The 19,073-nt window shown below is 66.7% G+C and carries 17 protein-coding genes and 1 tRNA gene; 6 read left to right on the top strand and 12 right to left on the bottom strand.

Features of this window, described 5'->3' with window-relative positions; all coding sequences use genetic code 11:
- Positions 1-80 precede the first annotated feature (80 nt).
- Together ACW7G2_RS02335 and ACW7G2_RS02340 are read right to left on the bottom strand one after the other, a co-directional pair.
- Entirely contained in the window at positions 81-1,658 is a 1,578-nt protein-coding gene (locus tag ACW7G2_RS02335) for a hypothetical protein (RefSeq protein WP_456972333.1), read from the bottom strand.
- 16 nt (positions 1,659-1,674) lie between these two features.
- Positions 1,675-2,268 carry an NfuA family Fe-S biogenesis protein gene (locus ACW7G2_RS02340; RefSeq protein ID WP_456972335.1) on the bottom strand — a complete coding sequence of 198 codons (594 nt, stop codon included), beginning with the start codon at positions 2,266-2,268 and terminating at the stop codon, positions 1,675-1,677.
- Between the two features lie 84 nt (positions 2,269-2,352).
- Between ACW7G2_RS02340 and ACW7G2_RS02345 the strand changes: the two genes are divergently transcribed.
- Entirely contained in the window at positions 2,353-2,694 is a 342-nt protein-coding gene (locus ACW7G2_RS02345) for a 4a-hydroxytetrahydrobiopterin dehydratase (protein ID WP_456972337.1), read from the top strand.
- Between the two features lie 59 nt (positions 2,695-2,753).
- Here ACW7G2_RS02345 and ACW7G2_RS02350 read toward each other — a convergent pair whose 3' ends face one another.
- A complete protein-coding gene (locus ACW7G2_RS02350; RefSeq protein ID WP_456972339.1) occupies positions 2,754-3,731 on the bottom strand; it encodes an RluA family pseudouridine synthase in 978 nt (325 codons plus the stop codon).
- Positions 3,732-4,230: 499 nt separating this feature from the next.
- Between ACW7G2_RS02350 and ACW7G2_RS02355 the strand changes: the two genes are divergently transcribed.
- On the top strand, positions 4,231-7,350 hold the full coding sequence (locus ACW7G2_RS02355) for an Rne/Rng family ribonuclease (RefSeq protein ID WP_456972341.1): 3,120 nt from the start codon (positions 4,231-4,233) through the stop codon (positions 7,348-7,350).
- A 33-nt stretch (positions 7,351-7,383) separates the two neighbouring features.
- On the opposite strand, the gene ACW7G2_RS02360 is transcribed toward ACW7G2_RS02355, so the two are convergent.
- The 5 genes from ACW7G2_RS02360 to serS form a co-directional block, all read right to left on the bottom strand.
- On the bottom strand, positions 7,384-8,031 hold the full coding sequence (locus ACW7G2_RS02360) for a response regulator (RefSeq protein ID WP_456972343.1): 648 nt from the start codon (positions 8,029-8,031) through the stop codon (positions 7,384-7,386).
- Positions 8,032-8,116: 85 nt separating this feature from the next.
- Entirely contained in the window at positions 8,117-8,983 is an 867-nt protein-coding gene (locus ACW7G2_RS02365; protein WP_456972345.1) for a universal stress protein, read from the bottom strand.
- 75 nt (positions 8,984-9,058) lie between these two features.
- Positions 9,059-9,146: transfer RNA gene (locus ACW7G2_RS02370), tRNA-Ser, on the bottom strand.
- A 92-nt stretch (positions 9,147-9,238) separates the two neighbouring features.
- Positions 9,239-10,180 (bottom strand): LysR family transcriptional regulator, encoded by a 942-nt coding sequence (locus tag ACW7G2_RS02375; RefSeq protein WP_456972347.1) that lies wholly within the window; start codon positions 10,178-10,180, stop codon positions 9,239-9,241.
- A gap of 89 nt (positions 10,181-10,269) precedes the next feature.
- On the bottom strand, positions 10,270-11,550 hold the full coding sequence (gene serS / locus ACW7G2_RS02380) for a serine--tRNA ligase (RefSeq protein ID WP_456972349.1): 1,281 nt from the start codon (positions 11,548-11,550) through the stop codon (positions 10,270-10,272).
- Between the two features lie 113 nt (positions 11,551-11,663).
- Between serS and ACW7G2_RS02385 the strand changes: the two genes are divergently transcribed.
- Both ACW7G2_RS02385 and ACW7G2_RS02390 read left to right on the top strand, forming a co-directional pair.
- On the top strand, positions 11,664-12,314 hold the full coding sequence (locus ACW7G2_RS02385) for an energy transducer TonB (RefSeq protein WP_456972351.1): 651 nt from the start codon (positions 11,664-11,666) through the stop codon (positions 12,312-12,314).
- A gap of 101 nt (positions 12,315-12,415) precedes the next feature.
- Complete coding sequence (locus ACW7G2_RS02390) at positions 12,416-12,985, top strand: TonB family protein (protein WP_456972353.1); 570 nt, start codon at positions 12,416-12,418, stop codon at positions 12,983-12,985.
- On the opposite strand, the gene aroA is transcribed toward ACW7G2_RS02390, so the two are convergent.
- Genes aroA through serC form a run of 3 tightly spaced genes read right to left on the bottom strand, consistent with a single transcriptional unit; the run spans position 12,966 to position 16,504 of the window.
- Positions 12,966-14,294 carry a 3-phosphoshikimate 1-carboxyvinyltransferase gene (gene aroA, locus ACW7G2_RS02395; protein WP_456972355.1) on the bottom strand — a complete coding sequence of 443 codons (1,329 nt, stop codon included), beginning with the start codon at positions 14,292-14,294 and terminating at the stop codon, positions 12,966-12,968. The genes ACW7G2_RS02390 and aroA overlap by 20 nt on opposite strands.
- Entirely contained in the window at positions 14,291-15,409 is a 1,119-nt protein-coding gene (gene pheA / locus ACW7G2_RS02400; protein WP_456972357.1) for a prephenate dehydratase, read from the bottom strand. The genes aroA and pheA overlap by 4 nt, the downstream gene beginning before the upstream one ends.
- A 9-nt stretch (positions 15,410-15,418) precedes the next feature.
- Entirely contained in the window at positions 15,419-16,504 is a 1,086-nt protein-coding gene (serC, locus tag ACW7G2_RS02405) for a phosphoserine transaminase (RefSeq protein WP_456972359.1), read from the bottom strand.
- Between the two features lie 126 nt (positions 16,505-16,630).
- Between serC and msrP the strand changes: the two genes are divergently transcribed.
- The gene (msrP, locus tag ACW7G2_RS02410) at positions 16,631-17,599 is read left to right on the top strand and encodes a protein-methionine-sulfoxide reductase catalytic subunit MsrP (RefSeq protein ID WP_456972361.1); all 969 of its coding nucleotides are present in this window, start codon (positions 16,631-16,633) and stop codon (positions 17,597-17,599) included.
- Positions 17,596-18,258, top strand: a complete 663-nt coding sequence (locus ACW7G2_RS02415; protein ID WP_456972822.1) for a protein-methionine-sulfoxide reductase heme-binding subunit MsrQ — start codon at positions 17,596-17,598, stop codon at positions 18,256-18,258. The genes msrP and ACW7G2_RS02415 overlap by 4 nt, the downstream gene beginning before the upstream one ends.
- Here the strand turns inward: ACW7G2_RS02415 and ACW7G2_RS02420 are convergent.
- Entirely contained in the window at positions 18,243-19,043 is an 801-nt protein-coding gene (locus ACW7G2_RS02420; RefSeq protein WP_456972363.1) for an FHA domain-containing protein, read from the bottom strand. The two genes, ACW7G2_RS02415 and ACW7G2_RS02420, sit on opposite strands and share 16 nt — an antisense overlap.
- Between the last annotated feature and the right edge of the window lie 30 nt (positions 19,044-19,073).

The raw sequence follows: 19,073 nt of genomic DNA on the forward strand, positions 1-19,073 counted from the left end.
TGGGGTCGAAACTGCGCGGCGCCGATTAACGTCACGCGGTTTCGCGCGCGCGGCGCGCTCCTACTGTAGAGGCCGGGAGCTCAATTCCACACGTCGTCGCTGAGGCCTTCCTGGTCCTCGTGCAGCTCCGGACGGAAAGGCACATCCGGCGGAGGCCGCGCAGAAGCCGGCTTGTCCTGCAGGTTCGGATCGACAATGCTGCAGCCACCGGCCAGGGCCAGGGTGACGATATCGCAGCGGATTGATTTGCTGGTGCCCGGGATCGGGATCAGCACCGTGCGTACGCTGCGCCGCACCCATTCCTCCAGCAGGTTTTCATCGGGTACCCAGAAGCGGTCCAGGCTGGTCGGTTCGTAATCGGTGGGCGGCCGCTTGAGCCAGGTTCCCATGCGGTCGATGCGTTCGTAATCCTCGGTAATGGTGCCCGGAGGGAGCCCTCCTCCCACGCGCCCATCGCCCGGCAGCCGCGGGCTGCCATCGGGGTTGAACAGGCTGGCCGTTCCTTCCTGGCCACCCGCGCGCTCCTGGCTGGAGTCGCCCCAGTCATCATCCCGCCGCGGGCTGGACCAGGCCCCTTCCTGCACCGCGGGAGCCGGTCCGCGCCCCGGGTCGGCCTGCTCGGTGGAAGTCGTGGACGCACTCTCCGACGCGGTCGGTTCCGCGACAGCATCGCCGGCAACTGCCGGTGCCGGTGCCGGCTCAGGCGCCGGCGGCATGGGTACGTCGCGGATCCGGGCTGAGCGGACTGGCTGTTCCAGCGTGGGCGTAGCGATCTGCGGCGCGGCAATATCCGGGACCGGCAGTGCCTGTGTCTGCGGCGGCAGAACGACCTCCCGCTCACGGATCCTGACCTCCGGCTGCGCAAGTTCGCGCGGCGGGACATCAACCGTGGCGATCACCGGCGCGGCCAGCTCCCGCGGCTGCGCCAGCTCGATATCGCGGCTGCGCGGCGCGATCTCCACCGCACGCACAGGGGGCGCCTCGATATCAACGGGTGGAATGGGCGGCAGCAGGAACGGGCCGTCCGGCTGGTCTGTTTCGGTGACTGCCAGCGGCTGTTCCGCCACCGGCGGGAGCTCGATCGGGGGCGATGGCTCGGGAACGCTCTCCGCCACGTCAGGCGGTGCAGGTTCCTGCGGTTGAGGCGGAGGCGACACAGGATCGGCTTCCGGCTCCGGGACGGCATCGGCCTGCGCGGGCTCTGCGCCTCCGCCCTCCTCTTCCGGCGTGCCACTGCCGATGAACTGGACTTCGATCACGTGCTCACCGCGCTGGGTGTCCGCATCCGGCGCCAGCACGAACCGGGCGTGCATCAGCCAGGCCAGCGCCAGCACCAATACCAGGTGCAACAGGAAGGAAAACGTGCGCGCCAGTATGCGCAGGCCCCGCTCATCGCGTCGGGGCGGCTCCCAGCCCCTCAGCCAGCCTGGCGTGAGTGACCACCACAACCCTCCGGTTTCCACCGACGGCAGCCGGCCGCGCGCGACTGCAGCCGCAATGAGTTCACGCGACTTGCGGCCGTCATTGGGGTCGAGGCGCCCTCGCGCCTGGTCCAGCCATTCCTGCCAGCCGGGTGGCAGGCCATCTCCGCCCCGCCGGGGACGGATGGAGCGGAGCTGCCGCCGCCGCAGCGCATCGATGAATTCCGCCGGGGTCAACACCCGCGGCGTCCGCTCAGCCCGAGCTGCGTTTGATGTAGGGCGCCGTCCCGGTGTCGTGATCGGTGGCGTCACGCACCGCGGTCACGCCCGGAACCTTCTGCACCAGGGTCTTCTCGATCCCCTGTTTAAGGGTCACGTCGGCCATGCCGCAGCCGTGGCAGCCGCCGCCAAAGCGCAGGACCACCACGCCTTCAGCGGTGACTTCCTGCAGGGACACGTGGCCACCGTGGCTGGCGAGCTGCGGATTGATTTCGTGCTCGATCAGCCAGCGCACGCGTTCCACCAGAGAAGCACCAGCTTCCGGCGCCTCTCCCTTGATCTTCGGCGCGCGAATCTGCAGCTGGCCACCGGTGGCCTGCGTGGTGTAGTCGATGTCCGCACCGTCGAGGAACTTCACGCTGTCGGCATCCAGCCACAAGGTGAAGCCTTCGCAGTCCACCGCCCACTCATCGCCTTTCAGGTCGGAGGGTTCGGTGAACTCCAGGCGCACGTCAGCCTGGGCGGTGCCGGGATGGACAGCCGCAAGGCGCACGCCAAGGCCGGGCAGGTCCTCGCGTTCGATCAGCTTGCGGAAGTGGGTTTGGGCGTTCTCTGAGATCTGGATCATGCGGGTATTCTATCCGTCCTGCTCCCGGTATTCCGAACACCAGTCGACCGGGGGCCCTGCCGTCGACGTCCCAGGAGTCCTGCCATGCCAGACCTCACCCCTCTTGCCCAGGCCGATTGCGTGCCCCGCAGCGGACCGGAACACCGCCTCAGCGAGGCCCGGGTGCGCGAACTCCTGCCGCAGCTGGCGGATTGGGAGCTGGCCGAACAAGGCCAGGCCCTGGTGCGGACCTTCCGCTTCAAGGACTACTACCGGACCATGGCCTTCGTGAACGCGCTGGCATTCATGGCCCACGCCCAGGACCACCACCCTGACCTCGGCGTGCACTACGATCGCTGCGTGGTCCGCTATTCCACCCACGACGTGGGCGGCCTGTCCGAGAATGATTTCATCTGCGCAGCCAAGGCTGACGCGCTGGCCGGATAATCCTGGCCCTGGCAGCGCTGACCACATTGCCATGCGCTGCGGGTTCGGGCCGGGGCTGTTCAGGCCAGGGCGTCCAGCACCTGTGAAAGCTCCGGCGCCAGCGGCGCGTGCAGTAGATAGGGGGCTTTCCCCCCATCGAGCGAAAACTCCAGCGATGCCGCGTGCAGGAACAGGCGCCTGAGTCCAACCTTGTCGCGCAGGCGCCGGTTGATCACCGGGTCGCCGTATTTGTCGTCGCCGGCCACCGGGTAGCCGATGTGCTGCGCGTGCACCCGGATCTGGTGGGTACGGCCGGTTTCAATCTGGATTTCGCAGTAAGAATGCCCTCCGCGCCGCTCCAGCAGGCGGAAATGGCTCAGCGACTGCTTGCCGGCCTCGTTGACCTGTACGTGGCGTTCTCCGCCCTGGCGCAGGCCCACGTGCAACGGCGCGTCCACGCTCATGGTGCCATCGGGCATCCGCCCCGCCAGCAGGGCCAGATAGCGTTTGGAAATGCCGCTGCGCGCATCACCATCAGCTTCGCGCAGCAGCGCCTGCAGCTGGGTCAGCGCGGAGCGCTTTTTGGCGAACAACAAAATACCGGAGGTGTCGCGGTCGAGCCGGTGCACCAGTTCAAGTGACTGGTCCGGCCGCAGCGCCCGCAGGGTCTCGATGGCACCAAATCCGATCCCGCTGCCTCCGTGGCTGGCCACTCCAGTCGGCTTGTTGAGCGCCAGCAGCCGCTCGTCTTCGAATACGATTCCCTCCTCCAGTGCCTTCATCAGCCCTTTCGGCGGCGTTCCGCGGTCACCTGATTCCTCCAGCCGCACCGGCGGAATCCGCACCTCGTCGCCCTCCACCAGGCGACGGTCGGCTTTGACCCTGCCCCCGTTCACCCGGACCTGTCCGGAACGCACCAGTTTGTAGACCAGGCTGCGTGGCGCACCCTTGAGCTGGCCCAGCAGGAAATTGTCCAACCGCTGGCCATCGCGGTCCTCTGAAACCCGCACCATGTGGGCGCCGCGGGAGGGTGGAACGGTACTGTCCGGATGGCTCATGCGTGCCTCTTGATCTGCTACACTCGCGGCGCGATATAAGGGTTTGATTTCGCAGGGAGTTGCGCTGGTATCGCCTCGGCGATGCCAGAACAGGAAAACCGGGCCGAAAACCCGCTCCCTTGATCCCGATTGCAGTACGCGGCCACCGCCCTCGGGGCGGACATGTTAGCGGCTCATCGGCAAGCCCGGCCATCGTCCGTTCCAACGGGACATCCTATCGGTCATCCCCTGGAATGGTGCTGAACATGCCCCGTGCGGCGCCTCCCGGCTCAGCTGGAAGTCGCCGCCGGTCCTGTAACGACGAACAGTAAAACAACAAGCGCTCCCGCGGCTTGCCGTGGTGTCGTAGCGCTGGAACAACCTGACGGCCGCGCCGCGGCGCGGGACGATTATCGTCCCGGCAAGCGGATCCACAGCTCCCGCTGGCGCAGCCTGAAGCCACACCAGACGAAACGCTCCACGGCGTTCCGCGCGGTAGCAGCGCGCGAGGAACGCAACAATGAAACGCATGTTGATCAATGCCACGCAGGCCGAAGAACTGCGCGTGGCGATCGTGGATGGACAGACCCTGTACGACATCGATATCGAGCAGCCGTCCCAGGAACAGAAAAAATCCAACATCTACAAAGGCCGCATCACCCGTCTGGAGCCCTCGCTCGAGGCTGCCTTCGTTGAATACGGCGGCAACCGTCACGGCTTCCTGCCGCTGAAAGAAATTTCCCGCGACTACTACCAGGCGGGTGTCGACCACAAGGCTGGTATCCGCGAGCTGCTGCGTGAGGGCCAGGAAGTCGTGGTCCAGGTGGACAAGGAAGAGCGCGGCACCAAGGGTGCGGCCCTGACCACGTTCATCTCCCTGGCCGGCCGCTACATGGTGCTGATGCCGAACTCGCCCACCGCGGGCGGCGTTTCGCGCCGCATCGAGGGTGATGACCGCGTCGCGCTCAAGCAGGCCATGGATTCGCTCGCCATCCCTGACGAAATGGGCGTGATCATCCGCACCGCCGGCGTCGGCCGCGATGCCGAAGAGCTGCAGTGGGACCTGGACTATCTGCTGGGCATCTGGAAGGCGATTTGTGACGCGGCGCTGAGCAAGCCTGCCCCGTTCCTGATCTACCAGGAGTCGCAGCTGATCACCCGTGCGCTGCGCGATTACATGCGTGCAGACATCGGCGAGATCCTGGTCGATACCCCGGAAATGTTTGAAGAGGCGAAGGAGTTCGTCGAGCAGGTGATGCCGCACAACCTGCGCAAGCTCAAGCATTACACCGACGACACTCCCCTGTTCAACCGCTACCAGATCGAGTCGCAGATCGAGAACGCCTACGAGCGCACCATCCGCCTGCCCTCCGGTGGCGCGCTGGTGATCGACCAGACCGAGGCCCTGACCGCGATCGACGTGAACTCGGCCCGCGCCACCCGCGGCGGCGATATCGAGGAAACTGCGTTCCACACCAATCTGGAAGCCGCCGATGAAGTGGCCCGCCAGCTGCGCCTGCGTGACCTGGGCGGCCTGGTGGTGATCGACTTCATCGACATGTCCTCCAACAAGAACCAGAGGGAGGTGGAGAACCGCCTGCAGGGCGCGCTCAAGTACGACCGCGCGCGCGTGCAGCTGGGCCGCATCTCCAAGTTCGGCCTGCTGGAAATGAGCCGCCAGCGGCTGCGCGCCTCACTGGGCGAATCCAGCCAGATCGTGTGTCCGCGCTGCGAAGGCCACGGCCGCATGCGCAGCGTCGAGTCGTTGAGCCTGTCGATCATCCGCGTGGCCGAAGAGCACGCGATGAAAGACAACACCGGGCAGATCCTGGTGCATGCACCGCTGGATATCGCCAACTACCTGCTCAACGAGAAGCGCGCCGCACTGGCCGAAATCGAAGGCCGGCACACCGCCCCGATCGTGATCGTTGCCGACCGCTACCTGCAGACCCCGCACTACGAGGTCTCCCGGATCCGCGACAACGAGCTGGGTGAGGAAACCAGCCGCCCAAGCTATCAGCGTGGTACGCCCCGCAAGCTCTCCACCATTGCGCTGAGCAAGGCCAATCTGAACGTGCCGCCGGCCGCCGCGATCAAGAATGTCCGCCCGGCGCAGCCTGCCCCGGTGCGCGAACCGCGCGAGGAAACACCGGCTCCAGCTCCCGCTCCCGCAGCGGCTCCAGCACCAACGCCCGCCGCGCCTGCAGCTGGCGGACTGGTCGCCTGGGTCAAGAGCCTGTTCGGTCCGGCTCCCGCTCCAGAGCCGGAGCAGCCTGCGCGCCGCGAGCGTGATCGTGATTCCGCCGGCAAGGGTTCCGAGCGCGGCGGCCAGCAGCGCCGCTCCAGCGGCCGCCAGGGTCGCAACGGCGAGCGCCGCGGCGGCAACAACGAGCGTCGCGAAGACCAGCAGCAGCGTAGGGGCCGCAAACAGGCCCAGGCGAAAGAAGACGGAAACCAGCAGGGACGCGGGCAGCCGGACGCGGAGCAGTCGGATCGGGAGCAGCAGGGTCGCGGCAACCGCGCCCAGAAGCAGTCCCAGTCCAGCCGCGGACAGCGCCAGAGGCAGGGTGCTGAAAAGCAGACCCCTGAAAACCAGGGTCGCGAAGGCGGCCTGACCCAGGCGGGCGAAGAAACCGCCGCAGCGGTAGTCGCAGCCGGTGCAGTTGCTGCGACCCAGGCTGATACACCTGTCCCGCTCACGCAACCCGAGGCTGACAACGCTCCGGCCGTGATCGCCAGCCAAGCGGCTGAAGGCGCCGCCAGTGCCCAGGCATCCGCTGAACACAACGATGAGACCACCCCGGCCGACGACGGGACGCCGCGCAGGCGCCGGGGCCGTCGTGGCGGCCGGCGTCGTCGCAGGGGCGGTGCGAACGCCGAAACTTCGGTAGACGCGCTGGACGACTCTTCGGAAGATGTTGAGGCGGCGGCCGAGGTCATTGCCGCCCAGGCAAGCCAGCCGGAATTCGATTTCGAGGACGCTTCGAGCGCAGCCGATCCGTCTGAGCCGGAACGGGAAAAGGCTCCCCGCCCCCAACGCCGGAGCCGCAAGGCTTCCGCGCCTGTCGTTGCAGCAACGGCAGACGCAGTGGATCAGTCGCAGAAGACCGACGAGCCGACCACAGCGGCCACTGGCATGGAGGAAAAATCTTCCACCCCGGCCCCTGTGGAGCCCGAAACTGACCGTGATCCAGCCCCAGTAGCCGCTCTTTCGCAGCCTGAGGCGGCGGCTACCGCTGCCGACAGCAACGCCGCGACGGAGGCCAGCCAGGCTGTCGTTGCCGAAGCGAACGTGGAAGCGCCGGCACCGGTCGGGCGAGAAAGCCCCGGTCCGGTCACCCCAGCTCCTGCGACCGTTGCCCAGACTGAAATGCCGGTCACGGAGCCAGCGACGGAAGCTGCGGACGCAGTGACGGCGGATGCGCAGGAAGTCGCAGCAGCTCCAGCCCCGGCACCGGAGCAGGAGCAGGAGCACGGGACGCAGGTCTCCGCGGCTGCGGAACACCCTGCTCCGGCACCTGTGGACGCGCCGGCACCCGAACCTGCGCCGCTTGCCGCCACCGAAGACGAGCCTGAGGAACAGGCTGCCGACGGCGACGTTGCAGCGACCAAGGACGAAGACCAGCCGCGCAGCGCCTGACCGGCCTGCGCACGACCAGCGCGGACGCTGTTGCTACAGCGTCTGCGCTGGATCGATCACTCCGTACTGGCTGGCCAGGCGCGCCAGCGAAATCATGTCGGTGATCTGCAGCTTTTCAAACAGCCGCGACTTGTGGGTGTTGATGGTCTTCGCACTCAGGCTCAGGTGCCTGGCCACCTGTTCCTGGCGCAGGCCCTGGATCAGGAGCATCGCGATTTCCATCTCCCGCGGTGTCAGCGCATCGAAGGGGCTCTCTCCCCCGGTCAGGCCGGCCAGCGCCAGGTTCTGGGCGATGCTGCTGGCCAGGTAGCGCTTGCCACCGGCCACCGTGCGCACCGCCCGGATCAGCTCGCTGGCGTCGCCACCCTTGCCCACGTAGCCGGAAGCACCGGCTTCGATCAGGCGCTTTGGCATCGGACCATCTTCAAGCACGGACACCACGATCACGCGCGAACCGTAGTCTCCACGGACGATCCGTTCGGTGACTTCCAATCCACTGACCCCGGGCAGGTGCAGGTCGCACAGGACCACGTCCGGTTTCAGCTTGCGGATCAACGGCAGGGCATCTTCGCCGCAGTCCGCTTCTCCAACGACTTCGATATCACTTTCAGTGGCAAGAATCATGCGCAATCCAGTGCGCACCAGAGCATGGTCATCGACCATGAAAACCCTGATCATCATCCCTGTATCCCCCTCTCAATTCCCCCCTCGGGGCTCAGGCTATCGCTGCCATCCCGGCGGCGCAAGCAAACCCGGTTGCCGCAGCTCATCGTCCAACCAGTACATCGCAACCTGCTTCCGACAGCAGTCGGCGGGTCACGTGTCCCAATAACGCGCCGCGCACTGCGCCGCGTCCATCTGCTCCAACCGCCATCAGGTCGGCCCTCGGGCCCTTGCTCATCTTGAGCAGGGCCGCGCCCGGCTCGTTCTTCATCACCCGCGTGACCACCCTGCCCTGCAACTCCAGCGTCACGACCAGGGCTGCAAGATCGGCTCGCGCCTTGTTGTAAAGGCCAGTGCGGAAGGACTCCATATCAGCGTGGGAAGCCCCCGCCCGCAGCATGGCCTGCTGGAACGGATCGGGCACATGCACCACGTTCACCAGGCGCAGCGCGGCTGACGGCGCCAGCCTGCGTGCGGCCTGCAACGCCGCCGTCGACTGCGGGGAAAAGTCCACCGCAACGGTCAGCCGCCGGTAGGGCAGCTCGGGCAGGCTGCGCACCACCAGCAGCGACACCGGAAGGCTGCGCACCACACGATCGACGGTGGTGCCCAGCGCCCGGCCCTTGAGCATGCGCGCCCGCGCGCCCGGCCCCATGACCACCAAGTCGGCGCCAATCGCTTCGGCCACGTCCACGATGACCACGTGTGCAGGACCGAACTCCACCTGCAGTTCCGGATCGGCAATGCCATCAAGCAGGTTGCCGAGCGCCTCGCGCCCCTGGCGCTGCAGCAGCCCGCGCAGGCCATCCTCGGCGCAGCCGTAGGCTGCGGCAGCTTCCCCAAGGGCATCGGCTTCCAGCACGTGCAACAGCACCAGGCGTGCCGAATGCGCCTGCGCAAGCTGCAGCGCGCGCATCAACACCGCTTCGCTGTCACCTTCCAGGTCCAGCGCAGCCAGGATCGTATCCATGCTTGGAAATCCCCATGCCCCTGAGCGGGTCAGGGGATCATTGTGGCACTGGCCGATCGGGGCGGACGGTGGAACTGGCGGAGAGAGTGGGATTCGAACCCACGAACGGTTTCCCGTTGCCGGTTTTCAAGACCGGTGCCTTCAACCACTCGGCCATCTCTCCGATTGTCCTGCCCCTGCCCCTGTCCCAACGGCCCGTGCCATGCCGGTTGCCGACGCTGAGCGCGGCTATTGTCGCACGACAGCGCAGTTTTTCTACGCGGCTTTTTCCTGCTCGCCCTTGCAGTTGAGACTGGACTGCTCGATCAGGCCCGGCATGTATTCGGCGAGGTGATCAATGAACACGCGCACCGCCGGCAGCAGGCCCCGGCGCGAAGCGAACACCGCGTGGGCGATGCCCTGGGGAAGGCGCCACTCGGGCAGCACCACTTCCAGCTCGCCGCTGTGGACCGCGTCCGCGCACACCGTTTCCGGCAGCATGGTGACTCCCAGGCCCTGCTTGGCCAGGCTCATAAGCATGGGAAAGTCGAAGCCGGAGATGCGCGGCTTGAGGTCGATCCGCCGGGTCTCGCCGTTGCGCTGCAGTTCCCAGCGCTGGCGCACTTCATCCTCGGCCATGGTCATGGTGGTGTGCTCGGCAAGGTCTTCCGGCTCGTCCGGTCGCCCTGCCCCGTCCAGATAGCGGGGGCTGGCCACCAGCAGCTCCTGGATCGGGCCGAAGCTGCGCATGATCAGGCTGCCGTCGTCGTCGAACTTCGTGCGCACCCGGATGGCTATGTCAAAGCCCTCGTTGATCAGGTCCACGCGCCGGTTGTTCACGTGCATCTGCACGCGCACCTGCGGATTGCGTGCCAGGAAGTCCGGCAGCACCTTGGGCATCAGCTGCTGGGCGATATTGACCGGAACGCTGGCGCGAACCACGCCGCGGGGCTCGGCGCTGAGCCGGTCGACCACTTCGCGCGCGGCCTGGGCCTCGGCCAGCATCGACTGGGTATGGCGATAGACGCTCTGGCCCACGTCGGTGACCGCAAAGCGGCGGGTGGAGCGCTGCAGCAGGCGGACACCCAGCTCGCTTTCGAGCTGGCTGATCCGCCGGCTCAGACGCGATTTTGGAATGCCCGTGGCGCGCTCGGCGGCGGCGAAGCCGCCATGGTCCACCACGACGGAGAAGTAATAAAGATCATTCAGATCCTGCATGGCGAGCCCTTTAATAGAACGATGCGCCTACTTTAAAGGTTTTTGTCCCGCTTTTACAGCACGCGGCGGCCTTGAGCGCTTTGCCGCCTTCAGGCAATGCGTTCCTGCCCGCCCATGTAGGGACGCAACGCTTCCGGCACCTCGATGCTGCCGTCAGCCTGCTGATAGTTTTCCATTACTGCCACCAGGGCGCGGCCCACGGCGACGCCGGAGCCATTGAGCGTATGCACAGGCTCGGGGCGCCCGGTATCCGGGTTGCGCCAGCGCGCCTGCATGCGCCGGGCCTGGAAGTCACCGCAGTTGGAAACCGACGAGATCTCGCGGTACTTCTCCTGCGAAGGCAGCCAGACTTCCAGATCCCAGGTCTTGCGCGCGGAAAAGCCCATGTCGCCGCTGCACAGCAGCATCCGGCGGTACGGCAGGCCCAGCTTCTCCAGCACCACTTCGGCGCAGCGCACCATGTGTTCGTGTTCGGCCTGGCTCGTTTCCGGCGTTGAAATCGCCACCAGTTCCACCTTCTCGAACTGGTGCTGGCGGATCATCCCGCGCACGTCGCGCCCGTGGCTACCGGCTTCGGCGCGAAAGCACATGGAGTGGGCGGTCATGCGCAGTGGCAGGCGGTCCGCTTCCACGATGTCATCGCGCACGATATTGGTCAGCGGCACCTCGGCGGTAGGCACCAGGTAGCGTTTGGCCTCCCCCACCGAGGTAGCGAACAGGTCATCCTCGAACTTGGGCAGCTGGCCGGTTCCGGTCATGGACTCGGCATTGACGATCACCGGCACGTTGGTTTCTTCGTAACCGTGTTCGCCGGTGTGCAGGTCAAGCATGAACTGCGACAGGGCCCGGTGCAGGCGCGCCAGCTGGCCGCGCAGCACGGTGAAGCGCGCGCCGGAAAGCTTGGCTGCGGTATCGCCGTCCAGCCAGCCATTCCGCGCGCCGAGATCAACATGGTCGCGGACCGGGAAGTCGAACTGGCGCGGGGTCCCCCAGCAATGCTCTTCAACGTTGCCGTCTTCGTCGGCACCCTCGGGCACGTCGTCGGCGGGCAGATTGGGGATTTCCAGGGCGATCCGTTCGATCGCATCGCGCTTGGCCTGCAGCGCCTGCTCGTTGGCTTTCAGCTCCTCGCCGAAGCCTGCGACCTCGGCCATCAGGGCAGCAACGTCGCCGCCCTGCGCCTTGACCTTGCCAATCTCCTTGCTGCGGGTGTTGCGCTGGTTCTGCAGCTCCTGGGTCCGGACCTGCAGCTGCTTGCGCTCCGCCTCCAGTGACTCGAGTGCACCCGCGTCAAGAGTGAAGCCGCGCGAGCGCTGCAGGCGTTCGGCAAGTGCGGGGAGGTCGTTGCGCAGCAGGTTGGGATCGAGCATGGCGTTGAGGTATTGATGCAGGGCCGGGCATTATCGCCCGAGAGCGGCCGCGGTGCCGAACGGCCCACACGGCCTGTGCCAGAATCGCGGCATCATCCGATTGCGATCTGCCCATGCCCGATCCAGCAACCAGTTCTTCCTCTGCACCGCGCCGACGACCGAGCCCGTGGCTGATCGTGCCTGCAGCGGTAGTGGCCGGGCTGATGCTGTTTGTTCTGGTGTGGCTGGTCCAGCGCGAACCGACGGATACCGATGATCCGGCCCTGGCGGCGGACACCGCGGGCGAACAGGCCGCCGCCGGCCCTACCCTTCCGGCGCCGCAAATTCCGGAAGAGATGTCTGCAGATACTGGCGATGGCGACGGCGATGGCGGCGTGTTCATCCTGCCTCCCGCACCAGCGGAGCCGCCCCGCGGCATCGCCGGTGAGCCGCCCCCGTTGCCTGCACCCCAGCTGGAACAACAGGATGTTGTCCCTCCAGTTGCGGGCGATGCCCGCGTCAGTGGCCCCCGCCCAATCCACAGTCCTGCGCCAACCTATCCGCGGTCGGCGCTGCGCAGGGGGCACTCCGGAGAAGTGCTGGTACGGGCACTGGTAGGCGTGGATGGTCGGCCAAGGCAGGTAGAGGTGATAGGCAGCAGCTCCCATCGGGCCCTGGACCAGGCCGCACTGCGGGCGGTGCGCAACTGGCGCTTCCAGCCGGCCATGCAGGACGGACAGCCGGTGGCGGAACCGGTGGAGATTCCGGTCGAGTTCAATCCCTGAGCCGACCTGGAGCAACACCTGCCACCCGGCCGGCGTCGTGACACGATCACGACATCTGCTGTGAAAAGCTGCGGCGATGTGCGCTCAACTGCAATCACGCCGTGCCCCAGCCGCCTGAGCCCGCCCCGGAAGCCCCGGGACCACAGCGCGCTGGCCAGACATCCAGCAGCACCCGCTCACTGGTCTGGCTATTGCTGCTGATCGCGGTGCTTGCCGCGCTCTGGTATGTCTACGGCCGCTCGGAACAGGAGCCGGAAGTGCTTCCGGCCGAAACCGTCCTGACGACTCCCGACACCGGCGAGGACAGCAGCGAAGCTGAAGAGACTCCTGCGGACGAGCCGGCTGCTCCATCGGTTCCCCAACCAACCGCTGCCCCGTCCGCGCCATCTTTGCCCGATCGCCCCGCCCAGCCCACCCTGCAGGTACAGCCGGCCTATCCGCCGGCGGCGCTGCGCGTGCGCGAGGAAGGCACGGTACTGCTGCGGGTTGAGGTGGATGCGCAAGGACGGCCCACGGCGGTGGAGATCCAGCGCAGCAGCCGCTCTCGCGACCTGGACCGCGCGGCCCGGGAGGCCGTGGGCCAGTGGACCTTCCAGCCCGCTGTCGAGAACGGCCAGCCGGTGGCATCCACGGTTACCGTGCCCGTGGATTTCAGGATCGGGGATCGGTAACGAGGCCGAATCCGGAGGCCGTGGCCATCCGGACAAAGCCGGGGAAAGACGTCGCCACGTTGGCGGTATCGCTGATGTGCACCGGTCCCTTCGCAACCTGCCCGGCCACTGCGAACGCCATCGCCACACGATGATCGCCGTGGGCGTCCACGCTCCCACCGCTGATGGGCCCACCGTGGATGCTGGCCCCATCGGGGGTTTCATCCACCTGGATGCCAAGCGTACGCAGCCCCTCCGCCATCACCGCGATGCGGTCGGATTCCTTGACCCGCAGCTCCGTCGCATCGCGCACCGTGGTGCGACCGCTGGCACTGGCAGCGGCGATGAACAGCACCGGGAACTCATCGATCATGTCGGCCACGTGCTCGGGCGGCACCTCGATGCCGTGCAGCGGCGCATGACGGATCTGCAGATCAGCCACCGGCTCCCCGCCCTGCTCGCCCGCCGGCACTTCAACAATGTTGGCGCCCATGGCGCGCAGCACGTGCAGCAGCCCGGTGCGCCGCGGATTCATGCCGACGCGGCGAAGGCGCAGGTTGGAGCCCGGCACCAGCGTGGCCGCCACGATGAAAAACGCTGCCGAAGAAAAGTCGGCGGGCACCGCCACATCGGTCGCGTGCAGGCGGTGGCCACCGGTCAGGCTCGCCTGCCCAGGCTGGAATTCCACCGGCCAGCCAAACGCGGCCAGCATGCGCTCGGTGTAGTCGCGGGTGGGCCGTGGCTCCAGGACCCGGGTGGTTCCGGTGGCATAAAGTCCTGCCAGCAGGATCGCCGATTTCACCTGCGCGCTGGCAACATCCGGCTCAATATCAATACCTTGAATCCTATTGTTACCGTAGATACTCAGCGGAGGGAGATCGCCAACAACGGCGTCGATGCGCGCCCCCATGCGCTCCAGCGGTGCAGTCACCCGGCGCATCGGACGTTGGGAGAGCGAGGCATCTCCGCTCAATACGGTGTCAAACCGCTGACCGGCAAGCAGCCCGGCCAACAGCCGCATGGCGGTGCCCGAGTTGCCGCAATCCAGCACTTGCTGCGGTTGCTGCAATCCCTCGATACCGACGCCGTGGACCACGCGCACGCCTTCGCTGGGGGCCTCGATCCGTGCCCCCATCGCGCGGAAGATCTCCTCGGTGGCCCGCGCATCCTCACTTTCCAGGAAGCCGCTGATCCGCGAGCTTCCATCAGCCAGCGCCGCCAGCATGATTGCCCGATGCGATATCGATTTGTCCCCGGGCACGTCGAGCACGCCGCGCAGCGGCCCGCCGGCTTCCGCCACCCAGCGCTGCAGGCCGGCAGGCGCGCTCAAGGCACGGCTACCGGGTAGGAGCCGAGCACGCGGACTTCGCCGGCGAAGGAGTCGATCTCATCCAGCGCATCGCGAAGCGGCGATTCATCCGCATGTCCGGATACCTCGATGAAGAACGCGTACTGCCACAGCGCCCCATGTGCCGGGCGTGACTCGATCCGGTTCATGCTGATCCCGTGCCGCGCCAGCGGCTCCAGGATCTGGTAGAGCGCACCGGGCTGGTCGCGGATGAAGACCAGCAGCGAGGTCCGGTCGTTGCCGGAAGGCGGGAACGACGCGCGGCCGATCACCAGGAACCGCGTGGTGTTGTCATCTCGATCCTCGATCGGACCGGCGACCACTTTGAGTCCGTATACGTGGGCCGCGTTCTCGCCTGCGATCGCAGCCGCATCGTCCGCATTGCGCGCGCGCCTTGCAGCCTCGGCGTTGCTGGCCACGGCTTGCTTCTCGGTCTCCGGCAGATGCTGGCGCAGCCAGCCCTTGCACTGTGCAAGTGAAAGACCATGCGAGTACACCCGCTCCACGTCCTCGATCCTGCCGCTGCGCGACAGCAGGTACTGATGCACGCGCAGCTCCACCTCCCCGCAGATCTTCAGCGGCGAAGTGAGGAACAGGTCCAGGGTGGACTGGATGGTGCCCTGCCCGGAATTTTCCACCGGCACCACGCCGAAGTCGGCGTGGCCCTCGGCCACCTCGTCGAACACCTCTTCAACGCTGGCCATGGGCAGGCCCTTGGCCGAGTGGCCAAAATTCTTGTGCACTGCCTGCTGCGAGAAGGTGCCTTCCGGGCCCAGATAGCCGATCTTCAGCGGCTCCTGCTGGGCCAGGCAGGCGGACATGATTTCGCGGAACAGGCGCACCAGCACCTCGTCCGACAGCGGCCCCTCGTTGCGATCCACCACGCGTCTGAGCACCTGTGCCTCGCGTTCCGGACGGTAGTAATCCACCGCCGCCGCGAGCTTGCCCTTGGCCTTGCCCACCTGACGAGCCCACAGCGCACGTTCGGCAATCAGCGTCTGGATCTCGCGGTCGATGCCATCGATCTGCTCGCGTACCGTGGTCAGGTCGCCCTTCCCGGGCTTGTCCGCAGCCGCTTTTCCGGTGTTGTCGGTCATGGCGTTCGCTTACCCGCGGCGCTGCTGGAAATCACGCATGAAGTCCACCAGCGCCTGCGCGCCCTCCACCGGCATCGCGTTGTACATCGAAGCGCGCATGCCGCCGAGCACCCGGTGTCCCTTGAGCGAGATCAGGCCTGCTTCGCGCGCTTCGTCCAGGAAGGCCTGCTCCAGCGCCTCGTCGTGCAGGAAGAATGCCACGTTCATGCGCGAGCGCACGGCCGGTTGCACATGGTTGAGGTAGAAGCCGTCCGAGCCGTCGATCGCGTCGTAGACCAGCCGGGCCTTGGCCTGGCTGCGGCGGGCGAACTCCTCCACCCCGCCTTCGTCGAGCATCCAGCGGACGGTCAGGCCCAGCAGGTACCAGTTCCAGGTGGGCGGCGTGTTGAGCATGGACTCGGCCGCAAGCTGCTTGCGGTAGTCGAAGATATCGGCCCGCGGCTGACCGGCACGCTCGAGCAGATCAGGACGGACGATGACCACGCCGACGCCCACGGGCCCCAGGTTCTTCTGCGCGCCGGCATAGATCAGGCCGTACTTGGATACATCCAGCGGCTCGGAGGCGATCGAGGAGCTGAAGTCGGCGAACAGCGGCACATCGCCAACATCCGGCGTGTCGCGGAATTCCACGCCGTGGATGGTTTCGTTGGCGGTGATGTGCACGTAGGCAGCGTCCGGGGACAGGCGCCAGCTGTCACGCGCGGGGATCGAGCGGAAGCCGTCCTCCTCGCTGCTGGCCGCAATCCTCAGGTCGATATAAGGCGCGGCCTGCTTGAGCGAGATCTGCCCCCAGTGGCCGGTCACCACGTAGTCGGCCGGTTGGCCGCGGGAGGCGAAATTCAGCGCCATCAGCGCCTGCTGGGTGGTCGCACCGCCGGCCGTGAACAGCACCGCGTAGTCGTCCGGGATGCCCACCAGCTTGCGCAATTCACGTTCGGTGGTTGCCGCCACCTCCATGAATTCGGGGCCACGGTGGCTCAGCTCCACGATGGACGCCCCGGCGCCGCGGAAGTCGAGCATTTCCCGCTGCGCCTGTTCCAATACCGGTTGGGGCAGTGCGGCGGGGCCGGCGCTGAAGTTGTAGGCACGGGTCATGGTTTCTCCTTCGCTGGGACTGAACATTGGCTTGGTTAGTATGCCGCAGTGCAACAGATGCGCCATGGCACCTGCAGCATGGTGACGGCGCACATGGTGGCGCCCACATGAAAATCGGACATCAAGATGAACCTGCGAAACGCTCTGAGTATTCCCGCCAGCAAGATCACCGATGAAGCCGTCTGGTTGCAGCGACGCCGGATCGTCACGGGTCTCGCCGCCCTTCCCGCACTCTCGCTGGCCGGATACAGCAGGGCCGAACCTCCACCCCCGGCTGCACCGGTGCCCACGGCGGATCAGGTCAGCGAAGGCTTTTCCACCAGCGAGGAGCTGACCCGCTGGGAAGATGCCACCGGTTTCAACAATTTCTACGAGTTCGGCACCGACAAGCTTGATCCCTCGCGCGCCGCGCGCACCCTGCGGACTTCACCGTGGCAGGTGGAAGTGGCCGGCGAATGCGAGCGGCCCGGCGTGCTTGATCTGGACGGGCTGCTGCAGGGCCTGCTGCCCGAGGAGCGCATCTACCGCCTGCGCTGCGTGGAAGGCTGGTCGATGGTGATCCCCTGGCTGGGCGTGCCGCTGGCCAACGTGCTGCGCCGCTTCGCCCCCACCTCCCGCGCCCGGTACGTGGCGTTCACCACGCTGGCCGATCGCGAGCAGATGCCCGGCATCCAGCGGCGCGTCCTGCGCTGGCCCTACCGCGAAGGACTGCGCATTGACGAGGCAATGCACCCTCTCACCTTCCTAACCACCGGCATGTACGGACGACCGCTGCCGCAGCAGAACGGAGCGCCGCTGCGCCTGGTGGTGCCGTGGAAGTACGGCTTCAAGAGCATCAAGTCGATTGTTGAGATCCGCTTCACCGAAGACATGCCGGAGACCGCGTGGAACCGGATGCAACCGCGTGAGTACGGATTCTTCGCCAACGTCAATCCGGAGGTGGATCATCCGCGCTGGAGCCAGGCCAGCGAGCGCCGCATCGCCGGCACCACCTCGCGGCTGATCGCCAACCGGATCGACACCCGGCCGTTCAATGGCTATGCGGAACAAGTGGCTTCGATGTACTCGGGCATGGATCTGCACAAGTGGTATTGAGGCCGGGTCGGGCCAGGAGCACCAGCAGGACCCCATTTTCCATCGTCACTGCCAAGGCGCTGGTGCATGCGCTTGCGCTGGCGCCGCTGGCTGTGTTGCTGTGGCAGGCCTGGCTGGTGGCCAACGGCGCGGATATCGACGCGCTCGGCGCCGATCCAGTGGTGGAAATCGAGCACCGCACCGGCACCTGGGCGTTGCGCATACTGCTGATCACCCTGGCAATCACCCCGTTGCGGCAGGCCACCGGGCTGGTTGCGCTCATGCGCTTCAGGCGCATGCTCGGGCTGTACGCATTTTTCTACGCGAGCCTGCATCTGACCGCATTCCTGATCCTGGATCTGCGCGGCTGGTGGGCGACGGTGTTCGAAGAAATCCTGCGCCGGCCTTACATCACGGTCGGCTTCCTTGCATGGCTGTCGCTGCTGCCGCTGGCGATCACCTCCACCAGGGGCTGGATGCGGCGACTTGGCCGCGCATGGACCCGGCTGCACCGGCTGGTCTACGCCGCGGCGGTGTTGGCCGTGCTGCACTTCTGGTGGATCGTCAAATCCGACCTGCGCGAGCCGCTGATCTACGCCAGCATCCTTGCCGTGCTGCTGGGGTGGCGGCTGTGGCGCCGACACGCCCGACGCCGGGGCGGAATTCAGCCCGCGCCATAGAGCAGCAGCAGGGCGAGCAGGCCGGCGATCAGCAGCGCGGCCAGCAGTACCAGGGGCAGGCGCCACAGCGAACGCTGGCTGTCATTGCCGCTGGGAGGCGGAGCCGCTTCAAGGGCTCCGCCTATCAACAACGGCTCCTGGGGAGCATCGCGCATCGGCGCCTCGACGACGAAACGGTACTGGTTGTCGAACACCACCTGGTCGCCCGGCTGCAGCACCGCATCGTGCACGCATTCACCGTTCACCAGGCTGCCTTCTTCCGTGCCCAGGTCGCGCAGCCACACCTGCCCCTCGACCATCTCCAGCCTGGCATGGCGCTCGGCGAAGGCCGGATCATCGATCTGGATGTCGGCTCCCGGCACGCGGCCGACCAGCCGCGGCACATCGAGGGTGAAGCTGCGTCCATGGTGGCGCCCACCGAGCCCGCGCAACACCATCCTCGGGTCCGGGGATCCGCCCCGGGCAGGCGGCCCATCGCGTGGCGGCTCCTCGGGTGGATGCGCACCCACCAGACGCACCTCATGGCCGTCCACGAACACCGAATCGCCAATGCGGAGCATCGCCAGGCGGCTGATCTCGCGGCCATTCACATGCACGCCGCGCCTGCCATCCCCCACGGTAAGCCACACCCCGCGCCGGTCCACGCACAGGCAGACGATCGCCTCATCACCCTCGGGCACCGTGCCAAGTCCGGTACCGACCCGACCCAGGTGGTGCATGCCGACCCCCAGCGGAAGGTCCGGCACTGCGTCGGATGAGATGAATCGAAGTCTGGTTGCGCTCATGCGGGCAGAATCTATCACGCCACTTGCGCA

The organism is Luteimonas sp. A277 (genome assembly GCF_054052045.1).